The organism is Azospirillum sp. NS33 (assembly GCF_059703765.1).
Window position 1 is genome coordinate 129,168 of sequence record NZ_BAAKJB010000017.1, and the last position, 18,266, is coordinate 147,433.

Annotated in this window: 18 protein-coding genes; 6 read left to right on the forward strand and 12 right to left on the reverse strand. The window is 73.4% G+C overall.

Annotation, left to right across the window (positions count from 1 at the left end; genetic code table 11):
• The first annotated feature begins 20 nt into the window (after window positions 1–20).
• Window positions 21–3,017 carry a bifunctional [glutamine synthetase] adenylyltransferase/[glutamine synthetase]-adenylyl-L-tyrosine phosphorylase gene (locus AC6H2I_RS16465; protein WP_497501754.1) on the forward strand — a complete coding sequence of 999 codons (2,997 nt, stop codon included), beginning with the start codon at window positions 21–23 and terminating at the stop codon, window positions 3,015–3,017.
• 21 nt (window positions 3,018–3,038) lie between these two features.
• Complete coding sequence (gene bcp / locus AC6H2I_RS16470; RefSeq protein ID WP_497501755.1) at window positions 3,039–3,524, forward strand: thioredoxin-dependent thiol peroxidase; 486 nt, start codon at window positions 3,039–3,041, stop codon at window positions 3,522–3,524.
• A gap of 32 nt (window positions 3,525–3,556) precedes the next feature.
• Here the strand turns inward: bcp and AC6H2I_RS16475 are convergent, their stop codons facing one another.
• The 3 genes from AC6H2I_RS16475 to parA all read right to left on the reverse strand — a co-directional run bounded on the left by AC6H2I_RS16475 (window position 3,557) and on the right by parA (window position 5,900).
• Window positions 3,557–4,201, reverse strand: coding sequence for an outer membrane protein (locus tag AC6H2I_RS16475; protein ID WP_497501756.1), 645 nt, complete (start codon window positions 4,199–4,201; stop codon window positions 3,557–3,559).
• 119 nt (window positions 4,202–4,320) lie between these two features.
• Window positions 4,321–5,250, reverse strand: a complete 930-nt coding sequence (locus tag AC6H2I_RS16480; protein WP_497501757.1) for an NAD-dependent epimerase/dehydratase family protein — start codon at window positions 5,248–5,250, stop codon at window positions 4,321–4,323.
• A gap of 2 nt (window positions 5,251–5,252) precedes the next feature.
• Window positions 5,253–5,900 carry a ParA family partition ATPase gene (gene parA / locus AC6H2I_RS16485; protein WP_497501775.1) on the reverse strand — a complete coding sequence of 216 codons (648 nt, stop codon included), beginning with the start codon at window positions 5,898–5,900 and terminating at the stop codon, window positions 5,253–5,255.
• 150 nt (window positions 5,901–6,050) lie between these two features.
• Between parA and AC6H2I_RS16490 the strand changes: the two genes are divergently transcribed.
• Together AC6H2I_RS16490 and AC6H2I_RS16495 are read left to right on the forward strand one after the other, a co-directional pair.
• Complete coding sequence (locus AC6H2I_RS16490; RefSeq protein ID WP_497501758.1) at window positions 6,051–7,025, forward strand: L-threonylcarbamoyladenylate synthase; 975 nt, start codon at window positions 6,051–6,053, stop codon at window positions 7,023–7,025.
• A 99-nt stretch (window positions 7,026–7,124) separates the two neighbouring features.
• Entirely contained in the window at window positions 7,125–8,546 is a 1,422-nt protein-coding gene (locus tag AC6H2I_RS16495) for an FAD-binding oxidoreductase (protein WP_497501759.1), read from the forward strand.
• 90 nt (window positions 8,547–8,636) lie between these two features.
• Here the strand turns inward: AC6H2I_RS16495 and AC6H2I_RS16500 are convergent, their stop codons facing one another.
• The 8 genes from AC6H2I_RS16500 to AC6H2I_RS16535 form a co-directional block, all read right to left on the reverse strand.
• Window positions 8,637–9,353 carry a TerC family protein gene (locus AC6H2I_RS16500; protein WP_497501760.1) on the reverse strand — a complete coding sequence of 239 codons (717 nt, stop codon included), beginning with the start codon at window positions 9,351–9,353 and terminating at the stop codon, window positions 8,637–8,639.
• Between the two features lie 400 nt (window positions 9,354–9,753).
• Window positions 9,754–10,815 carry a glycosyltransferase gene (locus tag AC6H2I_RS16505; protein ID WP_497501761.1) on the reverse strand — a complete coding sequence of 354 codons (1,062 nt, stop codon included), beginning with the start codon at window positions 10,813–10,815 and terminating at the stop codon, window positions 9,754–9,756.
• A 12-nt stretch (window positions 10,816–10,827) separates the two neighbouring features.
• Window positions 10,828–11,742, reverse strand: a complete 915-nt coding sequence (locus tag AC6H2I_RS16510; RefSeq protein WP_497501762.1) for a beta-xylosidase — start codon at window positions 11,740–11,742, stop codon at window positions 10,828–10,830.
• Window positions 11,739–12,506, reverse strand: a complete 768-nt coding sequence (locus AC6H2I_RS16515) for a TIGR04290 family methyltransferase (RefSeq protein ID WP_497501763.1) — start codon at window positions 12,504–12,506, stop codon at window positions 11,739–11,741. The genes AC6H2I_RS16510 and AC6H2I_RS16515 overlap by 4 nt, the downstream gene beginning before the upstream one ends.
• Before the next feature lie 17 nt (window positions 12,507–12,523).
• A complete protein-coding gene (locus tag AC6H2I_RS16520) occupies window positions 12,524–12,724 on the reverse strand; it encodes a hypothetical protein (RefSeq protein WP_497501764.1) in 201 nt (66 codons plus the stop codon).
• Between the two features lie 33 nt (window positions 12,725–12,757).
• Entirely contained in the window at window positions 12,758–13,846 is a 1,089-nt protein-coding gene (locus AC6H2I_RS16525) for a CgeB family protein (RefSeq protein ID WP_497501766.1), read from the reverse strand.
• On the reverse strand, window positions 13,843–14,439 hold the full coding sequence (locus AC6H2I_RS16530) for a histidine phosphatase family protein (RefSeq protein WP_497501776.1): 597 nt from the start codon (window positions 14,437–14,439) through the stop codon (window positions 13,843–13,845). Before AC6H2I_RS16530 ends, AC6H2I_RS16525 begins: the two co-directional genes overlap by 4 nt.
• 23 nt (window positions 14,440–14,462) lie before the next feature.
• Window positions 14,463–15,572 (reverse strand): inositol-3-phosphate synthase, encoded by a 1,110-nt coding sequence (locus AC6H2I_RS16535; RefSeq protein WP_497501767.1) that lies wholly within the window; start codon window positions 15,570–15,572, stop codon window positions 14,463–14,465.
• Between the two features lie 261 nt (window positions 15,573–15,833).
• Here AC6H2I_RS16535 and AC6H2I_RS16540 point away from each other — a divergent pair, with 261 nt between their 5' ends.
• Window positions 15,834–16,325: a hypothetical protein gene (locus AC6H2I_RS16540; protein ID WP_497501768.1), complete on the forward strand. Its 492-nt coding sequence runs from the start codon at window positions 15,834–15,836 to the stop codon at window positions 16,323–16,325.
• A gap of 35 nt (window positions 16,326–16,360) precedes the next feature.
• A complete protein-coding gene (locus tag AC6H2I_RS16545) occupies window positions 16,361–16,783 on the forward strand; it encodes a secondary thiamine-phosphate synthase enzyme YjbQ (protein ID WP_497501769.1) in 423 nt (140 codons plus the stop codon).
• A 32-nt stretch (window positions 16,784–16,815) separates the two neighbouring features.
• Here AC6H2I_RS16545 and AC6H2I_RS16550 read toward each other — a convergent pair whose 3' ends face one another.
• Entirely contained in the window at window positions 16,816–18,072 is a 1,257-nt protein-coding gene (locus AC6H2I_RS16550; protein ID WP_497501770.1) for a lytic murein transglycosylase, read from the reverse strand.
• Window positions 18,073–18,266: the final 194 nt, after the last annotated feature.

Genomic DNA, 18,266 nt, shown 5'->3' on the forward strand with positions numbered 1-18,266 from the left:
CAACGCCGAGACACACCGCCATGCCCGTGGTCCTCCCCTCCGCCCTGCCGAAGCCCTTCGATCCCGCCCAGGCCGCGCTGGGCATGGAACGCTGGCGCGCCGGGGCGCCCGGCGGCGATGCCGCGCTGCGCGCCTGGGCGGCCGCCTTCGCCGACACCCCCGAGGGGGCGGCGCTGATCGCCGCGCTGTGCGGCAACAGCCCGTACCTCGCCATGAGCCTGACGCGCGAACACGCCTTCGTGCGCCGGATGCTGGAGGACGGCTTCGAGACCACCTTCGCGGCGCTGCTGGCGGACCTGGAGCGCGACCTCGCCGCCGAACGCTCCACCGAGCGGCTGATGAGCGAGCTGCGGATAGCCAAGCGCCGCGCCGCGCTGCTGATCGCCGTCGCCGACGTCGCCCGCGCCTGGCCGGTGGCGCGGGTCACCGCGGCGCTCAGCGACGTCGCCGAGACCGCCCTGCACCTGGCGTGCGCCCACCTCCTGCGCCGCGCCGGCGAGGCGGGCACGCTGACGCTGCCCGATCCGCAGCGGCCGTGGGTGGGCTCTGGTCTCATCGTTCTCGGCATGGGCAAGCTGGGCGCACGCGAACTCAATTATTCCAGCGACATCGATGTGATCGTGCTCTACGACGACGCCGTCGTGCAGACGCCCCAGCCGGACACGCTCGCCCGGACCTTCGTCCGTATCGCCCGGGATCTTGTCCGCATTATGGAGGAACGCACCAAGGACGGCTACGTCTTCCGCACCGACCTGCGCCTGCGCCCCGATCCGGGGGCGACCCCGCTGGCCGTGTCGGTCACCGCCGCGGAGGTCTACTACGGCAGCGTCGGGCAGAACTGGGAACGCGCCGCGATGATCAAGGCCCGCCCGGTGGCCGGCGACGGCGACGCGGGGGCCGCCTTCGTGCGCTTCCTGGAGCCGTTCGTGTGGCGCCGCCACCTCGATTTCGCGGCGATCCAGGACATCCACTCCATCAAGCGGCAGATCAACACCCACAAGGGCCACCGCGCGGTCACCGTCAACGGCCACGACGTCAAGCTGGGGCGCGGCGGCATCCGCGAGATCGAGTTCTTCGCCCAGACCCAGCAGCTGATCTTCGGCGGCCGCGACACCCGCGTGCGTCCCGCCCCGACCCTGAAGGCGATCGCCGCGCTGTCCGCCGTGGGCCGCATCCCCGAATCCGCGGTGGAGGAGCTGAGCGCCGCCTACGGCTTCCTGCGCCGGGTCGAGCACCACATCCAGATGATCGACGACCACCAGACCCACCGCGTCCCGCAGGACGACGCCGGGGTCGCGCACCTCGCCACCTTCCTCGGCTACGACGACGTGGCGGCGTTCCGCGCCGACCTGGTCGGCCATCTCAGCCGCGTCGAGGACCGCTACGCCGAACTGTTCGAAGAGGCGCCGACGCTGTCGGGGCCCGGCAACCTGGTGTTCACCGGCACCGACGACGATCCCGAGACGGTGGAGACGCTGCGCGCCATGGGTTTTCGGGATTCCGGCCGGGTGATCGCCGTGGTGTCGTCCTGGCACCGTGGCCGCTACCGCGCCACCCGATCGGGCCGGGCGCGCGAGCTGCTCACCGAGCTGGCGCCGACCCTGCTGCACGAACTGGCCAAGACCCCGGACCCCGACGCCGCCCTGATGAACTTCGACGCCTTCCTCGGCAAGCTGCCGGCCGGGGTCGGGCTGTTCTCCCTGTTCTACGCGAACCCCTGGCTGCTCAACCTCGTCGCCGAGGTGATGGGCACCGCGCCGCGCCTGGTGGAGGCGCTGGCGCGCAACCCCGCGCTGCTGGAGGCGGTGCTGTCCCAGGACTTCTTCGACCCTCTGCCGGACCGCGCCACCCTGGCCGAGGACCACCGGCGGGTGATGACCGCGGCCCGCGACTTCGAGGACGCGCTCGGCCTGGCACGCCGTTGGACCAGCGACCAGCGCTTCCGCGCCGGTGTCCACATGCTGCGCAACATCACCGACGGCGACGGCTGCGGGCCCTTCCTCGCCGACCTGGCGGACGTCGCGCTGTGCGACCTGGGGCGGCGGGTGGAGGAGGAGTTCGCGCGCCGGCACGGCCAGCTTCCCGGCTCCTCATGGGTCGTCGTGGCGATGGGCAAGCTGGGCAGCCGGCGCCTCACCCTGACCTCCGACATCGACCTCATCGTCGTCTACGACACGCCGGCGGGCATCACCGCCTCCGACGGCGCCAAGCCGCTGACCCCGGCCGAGTACCACATCAAGCTGACGCAGCGCCTGACCAACGCCGTCACCGCGCCGATGACCGACGGCCGCCTCTACGAGGTGGACATGCGCCTGCGGCCCTCCGGCAACGCCGGCCCCCTCGCCACCTCCCTGCCGGCCTTCGTCAAGTACCAGGCCGAAGGGGCCTGGACCTGGGAGCACATGGCGCTGACCCGGGCCCGCGTGCTGGGCGGCGGCGGCGGCGATCCGGCCGGGCTGGCGGCGCGGGTGCGGAGCGCCATCCGCGACGCCCTGGTCGCCCCCCGGGACGCCGAGCGCCTGCTGTGGAACGTCGCCGACATGCGCCGGCGCATCGCCAAGGAGTTCGCCACCACGAACCCGTGGAGCGTCAAGCACGCCCGCGGCGGCCTCATCGACATCGAGTTCATCGCCCAGTACCTGCAGCTCCGCCACGCCCACGGCGCCCCGCAGGTGCTGTCGACCGACACCGCGGCGGCGCTGGCCAACGCGGCGGCGGCGGGGCTGCTCGACGGCGCGGTCGCGACCGACCTCACCGACGCCCTGGCCCTGTGGCACCGGGTCCAGGGGTTCCTGCGGTTGACGACCTCGGGAACGCTCGACCCCGGCGCGGTCTCCCAGACCCTGTTCGAGGGTCTGGCGCGAGCCGCCCGTCCCGATGGCCCGGCCCCGGTTGACTTCGCCGCGCTGGACGCCAGTATCCGTGCCGTCGCCGACCGGGTGCACGGCCATTTCCGCAGGCTGATCGAGGAGCCCGCGGCGGCCCTGCCGCCACCCGCCGACCAGCCCCCCGCCTAACCAGGAAGAGCACAGCCCGCCATGACCGACGCCGACACCGCCGCCCCCCTCGTCCCCGGCACGCCCGCCCCCGATTTCACCCTGCCGACCGACGGCGGCGGGACCGTCACCCTGTCGGCGCTCAGGGGCCGCCCGGTGGTGGTGTACTTCTACCCCAAGGACGACACCCCCGGCTGCACCACCCAGGCCTGCGGCTTCCGCGACAGCTTCCCGGATTTCTCGGGGCTCGGCGCCGCGGTGATCGGCGTCTCCAAGGACAGCGTCGCCAGCCACGACCGGTTCAAGGGCAAGCACGCGCTGCCCTTCGTCCTCGCCTCCGACGCGGAGGCCGCGGTCGCCCGGGCGTACGGCGTGTGGGTGGAAAAGAGCAACTACGGCCGCACGTACATGGGCATGGAGCGCGCCACCTTCCTGATCGACGGCGACGGCGTGGTGCGCGGGGTCTGGCGCAAGGTGAAGGTGCCCGGCCACGTTGCGGCCGTGCTGGCGGCGCTGGCCTCCCTCTAGGGCGGATGCCCCCTCCACCGGGGGCGCATCCGCTACGGCGCGAAGCGGTAGCTCAGGCCCAGCATCAGGGAGTGGCTGGCGACGTGGAACGACGCGGTCCGGCCGGCCGGACCATCGAACGACCCCTCGGCGGTGCGCAGGTAGCGGTAGTCGACGTTGACGCGTACGTCCGGACCGAGCGCGTAGCCGACGCCGACGATGGCCTGGCCGCCGAACAGGGTCTCCGCGCCGGACAGCGGGGCGACGCCGCGCGCCGGGTCGTCGGCCCCCCACCCGTCCGCGTCGACCCGCACGACGCCGAGGCCGAGGCCGACATACGGCACCACCGGACCGCCGGTGGGCACGTCGTAATAGCCGTTGACCATCACCGCCGACAGGGCGAGGTCACCCGACCCGCCATAGCCGCGCCCGCCCGCGGACAGCTCGTCGAGGGCGTTGCGGCGATGGGACAGTTCGATTTCGCCGCGCCACGGGGCCACGGCGTAGCCGAGGGCGGCCGACGCGCCCCACCCGGTGAGGCTGGTCGCCTCGCCGCCGCCGGGCAGGTCGATGGACGCCTGCTCGTTGATGCCGACGGAACCGGTGGCGTACCAGCCCGGCGCCATGGTCTGGGCCGAGGCCCCGGACACCAGCGCCAGCGCGCCGGCCAGAACCCCGAGAAACGGTGCGTACCGCATGACCCCCTCCTCTCGCAGAGATGTCGGGGCATATGGGATCATGCTACGCCCGCCCGGGGCGTACTCAACCCAAAGCGTCACGCGCACACCCCATTGCAGGGGCGCGAAATCCTCCGGGCTCACCCCGGCGCGCGCATCCAGGCGAGGGTCTGGGCGATCCCCTCCGACAGCGCGGTGGTCCGCCCGCCGAACGCCCGCTCGAACTTCCCGGTGTCCATGACGAACGGGGATTCGAACTGGTGGATCACCTCGCGCGCCTGCCGGGCCACGGGACTGAACAGCCCCGCCGCGGTCAGCATCCAACCCGGGACGGCGGCCACGCGGACGCTCGTCGCGGCCTCGGCGCAGACGGCCCGGATGAACTCCCGCCCGGTCACCGGCGGTCCCGACGGCAGGTGCCAGATCTGCCCGACGGCCAGGTCCTGCAGCCCGAGCTGGGCCAGACCGCGGGCGGCGTCGCCCACATAGGTCATGGTGTGCGCCACGTCCAGGGCGCCCAGCCATCGCGCCGTACGCTGCGCCAGCACCGCCTTGAAGACGAGGTCGCGGGTCACCGAGTTGGCGGCCGGTCCATAGAGGTCCGACGCGCGGCCGATGGCCACCGGGGCGCGGCCGCGGGCATGGGCCTCCAGCAGGACCTCCTCCAGCCGTGCCCGCAGCCGCCCCTTCGGCCCCTGGGGCCGGCGCGGCGTCTCCTCGGTCATCGGCCCGGCCGGGGGGCCGTACATGTAGAGGTTGTCCAGCACCACCAGCCGCGCCCCGGCCGCCGCGGCGCCGGCCAGCGCGCCCTCGGCGAGGCGGGGCAACACCGCCGCCCACTGCGGGTAGGGCACGCCGGCGCAATGGTAGACCACCGCGGCGCCGGCGCAGGCGCGCCGCGCCGCCGCCGGGTCGGCGATGTCGGCGGCCAGCCCCTCGACTCCGGCCGGCCAGGCGCCATGGCCGCTGCGGCTGACCGCGCGGACGGCGAGGCCGCGCCCCGCCAGCTCGGCGACCAGCGCCAGACCGGCGCCGCGGCTGGCCCCGAGGACGACGTGCCGCTCGGCCATGCTCACCCCGCGTGCTTGAGGATTTCCTCGGCCAGCGCCTGCATCTCGGCGGCGGCCTGGGTGCGGCGCGCCGCTTCCGTCACCGACAGCCCGGTCAGCAAGGTGCCGGCGTAGGCGGTGCGGTTGCCGACCTGGGTGTCGGCCAGCCGCACGTCGGGCGGCGCCACCAGTTCGGCGATCTTGGCCACCAGTTCGTCGGCGATGCGGGCGCGCGACGGCACCCGGTTCAGCACCAGCAGCAGGCGGCGCTTCTCCTGGCGCGCCAGATCGAGGGTCGGCTGCACCGCCCACAGGTCCATCGGGCTGGGCTGCACCGGCGCCACCACCAGGGTGCCGGCGCGCACGGCGATGCGCGCCTCGGTCTGGGCGTGGGGCGGGCTGTCGAGCACCACCACGTCGTACTCCTGGGCGAGGCGCTCCACCTCGGCCTGGGTGCGCCAGCCGGAGACCTGGGCGTGGTGGAAGCCCGGGTTGCCGCCGGTGGCGGCGTGGCGCACCTGGAACCAGCGGCTGAGGCTGCCCTGGGGGTCGATGTCGACGGTGGCGACGCGGAGCCCCAACTGCGTCCAGGCGATGGCGAGGTGAGCCGCCAGGGTGGTCTTGCCGGCCCCGCCCTTCTGTTGCGCCACGGTGAAGACCTTGCCGCCCATCGCGCCACCCGTCATCTTGTTGCAGAGTCCGCCCTGCCGTCATAAGGGTTGGGCCGCACCCGCGCAACCGCGCCTTTGGCGCGGCCGTGGTTTCCCGGCCGCCGCGCCGACCGCCACCCATCAACGCCTGCCTGTGGACCCGCCGCCACCGTGACCGAGCAACACCCCGACGTCGTCCCGCCCACCCCCGACACCCTGGCCCGCGCCGGAGCGCTGCTGCGCGCCGGCGCCCTGGTGGCCTTTCCCACCGAGACCGTGTACGGCCTGGGCGGCGACGCCACCGACGAGCGTGCGGTCGCCGCCATCTTCGCGGCCAAGGGCCGGCCGACCTTCAACCCGCTGATCGTGCACGTCGCCGATCTCGCCGCGGCGGAGCGCGTGGCGGTGTTCGACGACCGTGCCCGGACGGTGGCCGACCACCTGTGGCCCGGCCCGCTGACCCTGGTGCTGCCGCGCCGCGCCGCGGCCGGCCTGTCGCTGCTGGTGTCGGCCGGGCTCGACACCGTGGCGGTCCGGGTGCCCGGCCACGCCGTGGCCCGGGCGTTGCTGCGGGAAACCGGGCGTCCGGTGGCGGCGCCCAGCGCCAACCGGTCCGGGGCGGTCAGCCCGACCACGCCCCAGCATGTCGTGGAAAGCCTGGGCGAGCGGGTCCGCCTGGTGCTCGCCGGTGGGCGGTGCCCGGTGGGCGTGGAATCGACCGTGCTGTCGCTGGCCGGCCCGACCCCGGTGCTGCTGCGGCCCGGCGCGGTGCTGCGCGAGGACCTGGAGCACCTGATCGGCCCGGTCGCCGTCGCGGCCGGCGACGCCACGGCCCCCACCGCCCCCGGCCAGCTCGCCAGCCACTACGCGCCGGGCGCGGCGGTGCGGCTGGGCGCGACGGGAGCGGACGCCGACGAGGCCCTGCTGACCTTCGGCCCGGACACCTTCGTGCGCGGCGGCGCGGCCCGCCTCAACCTCTCCGCCGACGGCGACCTCACGGAGGCCGCCGCCAACCTGTTCGCCCATCTGCGCGCGCTGGACCGGCCGGGCGTGCGCGCCATCGCCGTCGTGCCGATCCCCGACACCGGCCTCGGCGTCGCCATCAACGACCGCCTGCGCCGCGCCGCGGCGCCGCGCGGCCCGTGACGCCGCCGGCGGCGGGCACTTTCCCCCTCCCCGCGCCGGCCGTTTGCGGGTAAACGGTGCGTTCGCCCCAAGGGACTGCACCGACCGGATCGACGCGCCATGACCTCTGCCACCGCCGCCCTCCTCGACCGCATCCGCGCCATCGTCGGCCCCAGCGGCATCCTCACCGCCGAGGACGACAAGGCGCCCTACCTGGCGGAGTGGCGTGGCCGCTTCCGCGGCAACAGCCCGGCGGTGGTGCGCCCGTCCTCGACCGCCGAGGTCGCGGCGGTGGTCGTCGCCTGCGCCGAGGCCGGCGTGCCGATCGTGCCCCAGGGCGGCAACACCAGCCTGGTGGGCGGCTCGATCCCCTACGAGGCGGGGGAGGAGATCGTCGTCTGCCTGTCGCGCCTGAACCGCATCCGCGACGTCGATCCCCTGAACTACACCATGACGGTCGAGGCCGGCGTGGTCCTCACCACCGCCCAGGACGCGGCGTCGGCGGCCGACCGCCTGTTCCCGCTCAGCCTCGGCGCCGAGGGCACGGCCCAGCTCGGCGGGCTGATCTCGACCAACGCCGGCGGCACCATGACCCTGCGCTACGGCAACACCCGCGACCTCGTGCTCGGCCTGGAGGCGGTGCTGCCCGACGGGCGGGTGTGGGACGGGCTGCGCCGCCTGCGCAAGGACAACACCGGCTACGACCTGAAGGACCTGTTCGTCGGCGCCGAGGGCACGCTGGGCATCGTCACCGCCGCCGTGCTGAAGCTGTTTCCGCGGCCGCGCCAGGTGGAGACGGCGTTCGTCGCGGTGCCCGACCCGGCCGCCGCCATCGCCCTGCTGGCCCGCCTGCGCGAGGCCACCGGCGATTCGGTGACCGCGTTCGAGCTGCTGTCGCGGCGCTGCCTGGAGTTCGCGCTCACCCACGTGGACGGCACCATCGACCCGCTGAGCGAGCCCTCGCCCTGGTACGTCCTCACCGAGTTGACGGCGGGGCGCGAGAGCGGGAGCTTCCGCGACGGCCTGGAGGAGGCCCTGGGCGCCGCCTTCGAAGAGGGCCTGGCGACCGACGCCACGCTGGCGGCCTCGCAGAGCCAGGCCAAGCAGCTCTGGTTCATCCGCGAGGCCATCGTCGAGGCCCAGAAGCACGAGGGCGGCTCGATCAAGAACGACGTGTCGATCCCGGTGTCGCGGGTGGCCGAGTTCATGGAGCGGGCCGAGGCCGCGGTCGCCGCGGCCTGCCCCGGCATCCGCCCCACCCCGTTCGGCCATGTCGGCGACGGCAACATCCACTTCAACCTCAGCCAGCCCGAGGGGGCGGACACCGCCGCCTACCTGGCGCGCTGGGACGACATCTGCCATGTGGTCAACGCCGTGGTGCTCGACCTCAACGGCTCGATCTCGGCCGAACACGGCGTCGGACGCTTCAAGAAGGACGAGATGCCGGTCATCAAGTCGGCCGTCGAGCTCGACCTGATGCGCGCGGTCAAGGCCGCCTTCGACCCCAAGGGGCTGATGAACCCGGGCAAGCTTCTGCCCTGAGGCGGCGGCCGCGGCCGGGGGCGAGCCCACCAAAGAAAGGGGCCGCGGGCGAACGCCCGCGGCCCCTCGTCGCTTGCGCCGGTGCCGGGATCAGGACACCTCGCGCACCTCCTCCGCCGCGGTCTCGGCGGGGTGGCCGCCGGCCCGGCGGGCCATCAGGTGCCCCACCGCGACCACGAGGACCGCGCCGATGATCGGGGCCGCGGTGTGCAGCCAAGCCGCGTTCGCCTCCACCCAGTGGTGGACGGTCGGGTCGGTGACCATCACCTCGCCGGCGATGTAGCCCAGCAGGGCGGCGCCGAAGGTGACGATGATCGGAAACCGCTCGATCATCCGCAGGATCAGCGCGGAGCCGAACAGGATCAGCGGGATGCTGATGAGCAGGCCGAGGATCAGCAGGACCACGCTGCCATGCGACGCCGCGGCGATGGCGATGACGTTGTCGAGGCTCATCACCACGTCGGCGATGACGATGGTCTTGACGGCGGCGAACAGCGTGGTGCCAGTGGACAGCCCCTCGTGGTTCTCCTCCTCCGGCATGATCAGCTTCACCGCGATCCACAGCAGCAGAAGGCCGCCGGCGATCTTCAGGAAGGGGATGGCCAGCAGGTAGACGATGAAGGTGGCGAAGATCACGCGCAGGGCGATGGCCGCGCCGGCCCCCAGCATGATCCCCATCTTCTTCTGGTGCTCGGGCAGCGAGCGGCAGGCCAGGGCGATGACCACCGCGTTGTCGCCGCTCAGCAGGATGTCGATCCAGATGATCTGGAGCAGCGCCACCCAGAACGCGCTATCGGTGAATTCCATGTCTTATCCCTCGTCTTTTTGTCGCCATCGACGGGGCCGACAATCGGAGGGAACGCCGGCCGGCTAGGACGGCTGCGGCGCTTGGGCCAAGTCCGATGAACGAGGTCATCGGATCCTCCAGTATCTACCCGGCCCGTCAGCCAATGGCAGGTGAAGGAATCCGACATCACGGTCGACGGCTCGACCGCCAGAGGGGCCCGGATCCAAATCTGGTATACCGCATGCCGAATGCGGTGTCCACCGATTATCGGCGGACCGGCCGATCGGCAGCGGCCGCCCGCGGCCGGCGCGGCGCGGCCATCGCCGCCCGCCCCTCGCGGGTGCAGCGAAGATAGGGCCGGAGCGGGCGCATTGCCACCCCGGATCGGGCGTCGCCCCCCCCGGGCCGTCACGGGGCCGGTCACGCGGCCCCGGCGGCCGGCACCGCGGTGGCGGCCAGCGAGTCGTAGCGCGCGAGGTAGGCGTCGACGGCGCGGCTGCGGCAATGCCGCACCCGCGCGGCGGCCCGGCAGGCGTCGGGGTCGAGGCGTTCGGCGTCGGCGATGGCGTCGGCCATCTCCGCGACGCCGTTGACGAGGAACCCCGTCACCCCCGGCTCCACCACGTCCGCCAGGGCGCCGCTGGGGAAGGCTACCACGGGGGTGCCGCAGGCCAACGCCTCCATGGCGACCAGCGCGCTCGTCTCGGCCTCCAGGCTGGGGGCCAGCAGGCAGCGGGCCGCCCCCAGCATCCAGCGCTTGCGCGCGAAGGCGACCGGGCCGAGGTAGCGGCAGCGGACGCCGTCGAGATGGGGCTCCACCGCCGCGCCGAACGTCCGCAGATGCGCCTCGCCGGGTGGCAGCGGGCCGGCCAGCAGACACTGCACGCCGGCCCGGGCGGCCGCCGCGGCGGCGAGGTGGAAGCCCTTGCCCGGGGCGATCCGGCCCAGCCCGACCGCGAAGCGGCGCTTGGGGATGCGGATGGCCAGGCGGTCCAGCGGGACGCCGATGGGAATGGGGTCGAGCAGGGCCAGCCCGCCCGGCGCCCGGCACATCTGGGCCCGCGACACGCCGTGCAGGTGGGTGTCGGGTCGCGCGGGCGCCAGGGCCGCCGCGGAGTAGGTGTCGAGCGGCCGGTGCAGCGTCACCAGGGCCGGGACGCCGGCCGGCGGCAGATAGGCGGCGAAGTCGGCGCCGTGGAGGTGGACCAGATCGACCGGGAACCGCGCCAGCGCCTGGGCGATGGCGGTGCGGACGCGGGCCTGCACGGTCGCCCGGACGATGTCGTCCACGCCGCCCTGCACCCGCGGCACCGCCAGCAGGGTGCCCGCCACCCGGGAGCCTTCGCACGCCACGACGATCGAGCGGTGGCCGGCGCGCACCAACCCGGCGTCGAGGGACGCCACCATCTGGTCCGCGCCGCCATGGGCGTCCTCGCCGACCGCGGCGAAGGGCGGGGCGACGTTGAGAACGGTCAGGGCCATCGCCAGTCCCCCTCAGGCCACGGTCTCGGTGAGGCTCTCCGCCGGTGCGTAGCGGTGCACCATGTCGGCGCAGAACCGCGCGAACTCCTCCTTCACCAGGGGCGGGCTGGTGTGATGGGGCGCGATGCCACGGTGTTCCGGCGTGAAGCAGAAGGTCACCGTCACGTCGAAGTCGGCCAGCGCCTCCATCTGCCGGTCGAACCAGTCCAGCGCGCCGTCGCGGTGGCTGTCGGCCCAGGACAGGCCGGTGCGCAGGTACGTCACGCCCAGGTCCTTCATCCGCAGCACCGCCTCGTCCAGCCGGTGGTCCTGGAAATGGAACCACTGGCACAGCCCCATCTCCGGCGCGATCTTGTGGAAGTGGCGGTAGGCCGGCTTCTCGGTGCCGTCCTCGCGCACCAGCCCCATGTAGAAGTGGCGGTAGTAGCTCGACCCTTCGGCCTCGCGGTGGCGGGTGGTGGCCGGCCAGGCCCGCGGCAGGTCGAACAGGCTGTACCAGTGGATGCGCGGGGCGCGCCCGATCAGCAGGTCGGCGGTGCGCTGCAGGCCCCACTCCTGCACCTCCTCGGCGCCGAAGGTGCTCACCCCCACCTCCGACACCCACAGCGGCAGGTCGGTGACCGCGCGGATCTCGTCCAGCTTGGCCGGCCACTCGTTGATCTGCCAGTGGTTCCAGTCCAGCGGGAAGCCGTGCACGGCCACCGCGTCCAGGTGGTCGAGCACGCCCTGCCCCTTCATGTTGGCCATGAAGCCGGCGTCGATGGGCGAGGTGCCGCCGAGCACCCGCGGCAGGCGCGGGTTGGCCGCGGCGATCGCGTCGGCCGCTGAGATCGCCATCTCGGCGAACCGTGTCCACTCCGGATCGAGCATGAAGTCCCAGTGGGACTTGTTGTTGGGCTCGTTCCACAGCATCACCGCTTCGATCATGCCTCAGTCCTCGTGTTGGGGCCGGGAGCCGGGTGGACGGGGACCGCCCACGGCGAGGGCGTGCCCAGGCGGCACAGGAAAACCTCCTCCTCGGGGTGGTCGACCACGGCGAAGCCGGCGGAGCGCAGCATGGCCTCCGCACCGGCGCGGTTGGGAATCCACCAATTGGTCTCGTCGCCGCTGTAGCGGTGCTCGACGAAGGCCATGCGCGGGTAGCCCGGGCGCTCGAAATGGGCCGCCTCGGAGAAGGGATAGTCCGCGTCCACGGGATCGACCGCCCGGCTGCCGCGCAGCATCGACTGGAAGACCAGGAGGTCGCCGGCGACGTGCCGGCGGATCAGGTCGAGGGCCAGGAGCGGGTGGCGCAGGTGGTAGAAGACCCCCATGAACAGCACGATGTCGAAGCGCTCGCCCAGCGCCGCCACGTCGTAGACCGAGAGCGGGCGGAACTCGACGTCGACTCCCGTCACCTCCGCCGCGAAGCGGGCCTGGGACAGGTAGCGCTCGTCGTGGTCGACGCCGAGCACCCGGGCCGCGCCGCGGCGCTTCATCTCGATGGAGTAGAAGCCGCCGTTGCACCCGATGTCGAGCACGCTCCTGCCGCTGAGGTCGGCGGGAAGGGCATGGGCGAAGCGTTGCCATTTCACGCGCGGGTAGTCGCCCAGGAAATGGCCCGGGGCGGTCTGCACCCCGTCGAGGTCGATGTTGTGGAACCAGTGGCCGAGTTCGCGAACCCGGCGTTCGATGGCGTCACGCGTCAGCACGCTGTTCTCCCTGCTCGTCACTCTCCCGCCGCATCCGGAACCGGGCGGCTGAGAAGGCCGGCGCCGCCGCGGATCGTCCGGTCCACGGGGCACTCGCTGACCGCGCATGGACGCTCGGCGCCGCCCTCGAGGCGGCTGCCCACGGGCAGCCGTTCCTTGGAGACGGCGAGCGGCCGGATGCGGGTGCCGCTGCCCGCGGCCGGGATGATTCCCCCCATGGTCGGCGCCTTCCCCCTGTCGGCGTGGCGTTCTCAGGCCTGGCCGCCGAGCGGCGGGCCGGCGGCGAGGTCGAGGTGGGCGCGCAGTTCCGCCACCCGGCGCTCGGCCGTGTGGTCCGCCAGCGCCCGCTCCCGGGCGCGCCGCCCCAGGCTGGCCAGATGGTCACGCGGCAGGGACAGGGCGGTGGTGACGTCGTCGGTCTCGCGCGCCACCAGGATCTCGCGTCCCGGCTCGAAGAAGGTTTCCAGCCCCTCCCAGGCGTCGGAGACGATGGCCGCGCCGCAGGCCGCCGCCTCGAACAGGCGGCCCGACGGGCACCATCCCATCGTCTTCATGGCGGCGCGGGTGACGCTCAGGGTCAAGGTGGAGGAGGCGAAGAAGGCGGGATGGTCGGAGGGCGGGAGATGGGGCACGAAATGGATGTTGCGGGTCCACGGAAAGGTCTCCGGATACTGGGCGCCGGCGATCATGAAGCGGCGCCGGCCGAGCCGCCGCGCCGGTTCCAGGAAGAACCGCTCCAGCGCGTCCTGGCGGTCGGCGGCGTCGCTGCCGAGATAGCAAAGGTCGCCCATGAACGCGTCGACCGGCCCCACCGGGCTGTGCACGTCCGGATCGACCCATCCGTAGAGCGGCACGGCGACCCGCGCGCCCAGGCGGTCCCGCAGGGCGTCCAGCGCCCGCCCCCCGGTGTAGCTCAGCACCAGGTCGAAACCGGCCAGACCGCCCGGCGGCAGGTAGTCGGGGCGCTCCCCCGCCTCCACCCGGGCCAGCGTGACCGGCGTGTCCAGGTCGTAGAAGACCTTGCGCGCGGCGTTGGAGCCGAGCGCCAGCAGCGACGCGGCGGCGCCGTCCGGGCAGCAGGAGGTGACCATCGCCACGTCGGCGTCGGCGGTCTCCCGCTCCGCCCGCGCGGCCGCCTCCCCCCAGTCGCGGTAGAGCACCAGCGCGCCGCCGGGAATCTCCCGGTAGTCGCGGGTGTCGGCGTAATAGGGCGCGTCACGCTCGAAGAACACCACCCGGTGTCCCCGCCGCGCCAGCGCCTTGACCAGGCCCCGCCACAACGTCGCGTGGCCGTTGCTCAAGGACGAGCTGATGGTCAGCCCGAAGATGACGAACTTCATGGTCCGGCCCCCATGATGGCTGCGTTGACCTGGAGGACCCGCGGCCCCCAGCCGTCGATGCCAAGAACACTGATGGCGGCCGGAGAGACGTCAATGCGCAGAAACAAATCGATCGGTACCCCGAGATAGTAGGCCAGGGCCGCCCGGATCGGGTCGCCGTGGCCGATCAGCACATGCACGCCGTCGGGGTCGTCGTCGCACAGCGCGTTGATGAAGCCCGACATCCGTGCCTGCACCTCGGCCATGCTCTCGCCGTCCGGCGCCCGGCTGCGGGCACGGGCCCCGTTCCAGCGCCGCCACGCCGGGTCCTGGTCGAGCGCGGCGAAGTCCTTTCCGGCCCATGCGCCGAAATCGACCTCCAGCAGCGCCGCCGCCGGGCGCACCGGCAGGCCGAGCGCGGTGGCCAGCGGCGCCGCCGTCTCCATGGTCCGGCGCAGCGGGCTGGCCCAGACCGCATCGACCCGGCGCCCGCGGTAGTGGTCGGCCAGCGCCGCTGCCTGGGCATGACCGGCGGCGTTGAGGGGCACGTCGAGGCGGGCGGCGAGGCCACGATCCACATAGTCGTGGTCGGCGTGGCGCAGCAGGTGGAGCATGGTCAAGGGAGGACCCGCCCGCGTCAGCAGGGATCGCCGGACAGGATGAAGCGCTCGGTCCGCAGGCGCGCCTCGGCATCGGTGAACTGGACCGGCGGCGCCTTCATGAAATAGGCCGAGGGCCCTTCCAGCGGCCCGCCGATGCCGCGGTCCAGCGCCAGCTTGGCGCAGCGCACGGCGTCGATCACCACCCCGGCGGAATTGGGGCTGTCCCACACCTCCATCTTCAGGTCGATGTTCAGGGGCACGCCGCCGAAGGCGGTCCCCTCCATGCGGATGTGGCACCATTTGCGGTCCTCCAGCCACGGCACGTGATCGGAGGGGCCGATGTGGCAGTCCCGCGCCGCCATGGGCCGGCCGAGCTGGCTGGTGACGGCGCGGGTCTTCGACAGCTTCTTCGATTCCAGCCGCTCGCGTTCGAGCATGTTGAGGAAGTCGCTGTTGCCGCCGAAATTGAGCTGGTAGGTCCGGTCGAGATGGACGCCGCGTTCGCGGAACAGATTGGCCAGCACGCGATGGACAATGGTGGCGCCCACCTGCGACTTGATGTCGTCGCCGACGATGGGCAGGCCGCGCTCGGTGAAGCGGCGGGCCCACGCCGGGTCCGAGGCGATGAACACGGGGATGCAGTTGACGAATCCACAGCCCGCCGCCAGCGCCTGCTCGGCGTAGAAGCGGGTCGCCGCCTCGGAGCCGACGGGCAGGTAGGACACCAGGACGTCGGCGCCGGACCGCTTCAGGATGGCCGCCACGTCGACCGGGTCGGCCGGCGATTCCGGCACCTCGTCGCGCAGGTAGCGGCCGAGTCCGTCCAGCGTCGGTCCGCGCTGCACCGGCACCCCCAGCGCCGGCACCTCGGTGAAGCGCACGGTGTTGTTCGGCGGGGCGGCGATGGCGTCGGCGAGATCGCGCCCGACCTTGGAGTCGGCGACGTCGAACGCGGCGCACACGGTGATGTCGCCGACGTGGAGGCCGCCGAGACGGACGTGCATCAGGCCGGGAACGTCGGCGTCGTCGGCGACGCCACGGTAGTGGTGGATCCCCTGGACCAGGGCGGACGCGCAGTTGCCGACTCCGACGACCGCCACACGCACCCCGGCGGCCCCGCCGGTCCCCCGCCCCATGCTCGTCATGCCCGCCCCCGCATCGTTCTCGGCCGCCGGAGTTCACGGCGTCCCTGGCACAACGAAGCATGGGCAGCGCAGTTCCCCGCGTCACCCCACCCGAACGGGCGCCCCCAAGCGGCACAGGCGAAAGGTCAGATGGCCGAACGGCCGTGCGGATCGCCTCCACGGAGCTTGAGTCGCTGGATTGCCGGTGGAACAATCCCCTCTCCTGCGACCCGACCACCAGCCACCCGCCGACCACCAACCAGACCGAGGGGGAACACGCCCATGCGCACCATGATTCTCGCCGCCGTCGTCGCCGCCTTGCCGTTGCAGGCGATGGCCCAGACCGCCGACGCCCCTCCGCCGCCGGCCGAGGTCCCGGCCGTGGCGTCGGTGACCGCGCCGGCCGAATCCGGCTCCGTCGTCCTGGCGACCGCCGCCGGGATCGCCGGCGGCCTGGTCATCGCCTACTTCCTGCCGCCGGGCGCGCTCATGGCGGCCGGCAACGGCGTCATGGCCGGGCTCGCCGCCACCGGCGCCGCCCTGACCCAGGGCGCGACCGCGGCCGGCACCGCGCTCGGCCAGGGGGTGACCGCCGCCGGCGGCGCCCTGACCCAGGGCATGACGGCGGCGGGCAGCGCCGTCGGCCAGGGCATGACGGCCGCCGGCAACGCCGTCGGCCAGGGCGTGTCCACCGCCGCCGGCGCGGTCGGCCGCGGCACCGCGGCGCTCGGCTCGTGGGTGGGCGGCGCGATGCCGGCCGCCACCGCGCTCTGACACCCGCCGACGCCGCACGCCGCACGCCGCACGCCATGGAGCAGGCCCTCACCACGCTTGCCGTCGACACCCCCGGCCAGGGGCTGGTGGAGATCACCGGCCCGGTGGCCCGCTGGGTGGCGGCGCAGGGCCTGGCCACCGGCCTGCTGACCCTGTTCTGCCGCCACACCTCGGCGTCGCTTGTGGTGCAGGAGAACGCCGACCCCGACGTGCGGGGCGACCTGGAACGGTTCTTCAGGCGCCTGGTGCGGGAGGACCCCTCGCTCTACACCCACACGCAGGAGGGGCCGGACGACATGCCGGCCCACATCCGTGCGGCGCTCACCGCGGTGCAGCTCGCCGTGCCGGTGGCGCAGGGGCGCATGGCGCTGGGCACGTGGCAGGGGATCTATCTGTTCGAGCACCGCACGCGCCCCCACGCCCGTCAGGTGGTTCTCCACCTGATGGGCGAGGCCTGAAGGGCAGGCCTTGATGGGCGGGTGACGCCCGCTCAGCTGGAGGCGCGGCGCAGGCGCTCCAGGAACCCCTTCGTCGTGAAGCCGTCGGGCACGAGGCCGGCGGCGACCTGGAAGCGGCGCACCGCGTTGCGGGTGTTGGCGCCGATGATCCCGTCGACCGGGCCGGGCTCGTAGCCCAGCGTGGCCAGGCGCTGCTGCACCTCCATCCGCTCGTCCTTGCTCAAGGGCTGCTCGTGGCGCGGCCAGGCCGCCTGCACGCCGTCGCGCCCGGCCATCCGGTCGGCCAGCAGAGCCACCGCCAGGGCGTAGCTGGTGGACGGGTTGTAGCGCATGATGGCGCGGAAATTGTGGCGCACCAGGAACGCCGGCCCCTGGTGCCCGGCCAGCACCAGGATGGCGGCGTCGCCCTGGCCGTCCAGCGGCGCCCCGCCGACGCCGCGCACGCCGAGCCGCCGCCACTCGGCGATCGGCTTGGTCACCGTCAGCTCGGCCTCCTCGTAGGGGAAGCCGGCGGGCAGCGCCACCTCCTGGCCCCAGCCCTCGCCGGTGCGCCAGCCGTTGTGCTCGACGAAGCGGGCGGTGGAGGCGAAGACGTCGGGCAGGCTGCCCCAGATGTCGCGCCGCCCGTCGCCGTCCTCGTCGGCGGCGTGGGCGAGGAACACGGTGGGCATGAACTGGGTCTGTCCCATGGCTCCGGCCCACGACCCGGACATCCGGTCCGGCGCGATGTCGCCGGATTCCAGGATGCTCAGGGCGGCCAGCAGCTCGGCCCGGAAATAGGCGGCCCGCCGCCCCTCGAAGGCCAGCGTGGTCAGCGCGTCGATCACCGAGAAGCCGCCGGTCTGGCGCCCGAAATCGGTCTCGATCCCCCAGAACGCGACGAGCAGCTCCGGCGGCACCCCGAAGCGCTGGGAGACCCGGCGCAGCAGCGCCGCGTTCTCCTGCAGGCGCTGGCGGCCCTGGCGCACCCGCTCGTCGGACACCGCGCTGTCCAGGTAGCTCCACACCATGCGGGAAAACTCCGCCTGGTTGCTGTCGAGGCTGCGCACGCGCTCCTGCAACGTCACGCCGGCGAAGGCCTGGTCGAAGGTGGCGGGCCGCACACCGCGCGCCAGGGCATCGCGCCGCAGCTCCGCCAGCCACGACTGGAAGTCCTGCGGCTTGTGGGCCGGCACCGCCGGCGGGTCGGCGGGGGTCGCCGCGACCGGGCTGGTCCCCGTCGTCTGGCACCCCGCGAGGATGCTGGCGGCCAGAAGAACGCGGCAGGAAAGCGAGGGAAACGGACGCATGCGCCTTGCACCGGGTGGTGGGGATTGCCGCCCAAGGTAGGGGCGCCGGCGTCGCGGCTCAATGGCCAAAGCGGTCGCCGCAACGCCGGCGTCGCGGCTCAATGGCCAAAGCGGTCGCCGCAACGCCGGCGTCGCGGCTCAATGGCCAAAGCGGTCGCCGCAACGCCGGCGTCGCGGCTCAATGGCCAAAGCGG

Coding starts and splice junctions, on each gene's coding strand:
- AC6H2I_RS16550 (WP_497501770.1), bottom strand. CDS start 18,072: ATGCGTCCGTTTCCCTCGCTTTCCTGCCGCGTTCTTCTGGCCGCCAGC.
- AC6H2I_RS16480 (WP_497501757.1), bottom strand. CDS start 5,250: ATGGCCGAGCGGCACGTCGTCCTCGGGGCCAGCCGCGGCGCCGGTCTG.
- AC6H2I_RS16520 (WP_497501764.1), bottom strand. CDS start 12,724: ATGGGGGGAATCATCCCGGCCGCGGGCAGCGGCACCCGCATCCGGCCG.
- AC6H2I_RS16465 (WP_497501754.1), top strand. CDS start 21: ATGCCCGTGGTCCTCCCCTCCGCCCTGCCGAAGCCCTTCGATCCCGCC.
- AC6H2I_RS16525 (WP_497501766.1), bottom strand. CDS start 13,846: ATGAAGTTCGTCATCTTCGGGCTGACCATCAGCTCGTCCTTGAGCAAC.
- AC6H2I_RS16495 (WP_497501759.1), top strand. CDS start 7,125: ATGACCTCTGCCACCGCCGCCCTCCTCGACCGCATCCGCGCCATCGTC.
- AC6H2I_RS16510 (WP_497501762.1), bottom strand. CDS start 11,742: ATGATCGAAGCGGTGATGCTGTGGAACGAGCCCAACAACAAGTCCCAC.
- AC6H2I_RS16530 (WP_497501776.1), bottom strand. CDS start 14,439: ATGCTCCACCTGCTGCGCCACGCCGACCACGACTATGTGGATCGTGGC.
- AC6H2I_RS16545 (WP_497501769.1), top strand. CDS start 16,361: ATGGAGCAGGCCCTCACCACGCTTGCCGTCGACACCCCCGGCCAGGGG.
- AC6H2I_RS16540 (WP_497501768.1), top strand. CDS start 15,834: ATGCGCACCATGATTCTCGCCGCCGTCGTCGCCGCCTTGCCGTTGCAG.
- AC6H2I_RS16535 (WP_497501767.1), bottom strand. CDS start 15,572: ATGACGAGCATGGGGCGGGGGACCGGCGGGGCCGCCGGGGTGCGTGTG.
- AC6H2I_RS16505 (WP_497501761.1), bottom strand. CDS start 10,815: ATGGCCCTGACCGTTCTCAACGTCGCCCCGCCCTTCGCCGCGGTCGGC.
- AC6H2I_RS16500 (WP_497501760.1), bottom strand. CDS start 9,353: ATGGAATTCACCGATAGCGCGTTCTGGGTGGCGCTGCTCCAGATCATC.
- bcp (WP_497501755.1), top strand. CDS start 3,039: ATGACCGACGCCGACACCGCCGCCCCCCTCGTCCCCGGCACGCCCGCC.
- AC6H2I_RS16475 (WP_497501756.1), bottom strand. CDS start 4,201: ATGCGGTACGCACCGTTTCTCGGGGTTCTGGCCGGCGCGCTGGCGCTG.
- parA (WP_497501775.1), bottom strand. CDS start 5,900: ATGGGCGGCAAGGTCTTCACCGTGGCGCAACAGAAGGGCGGGGCCGGC.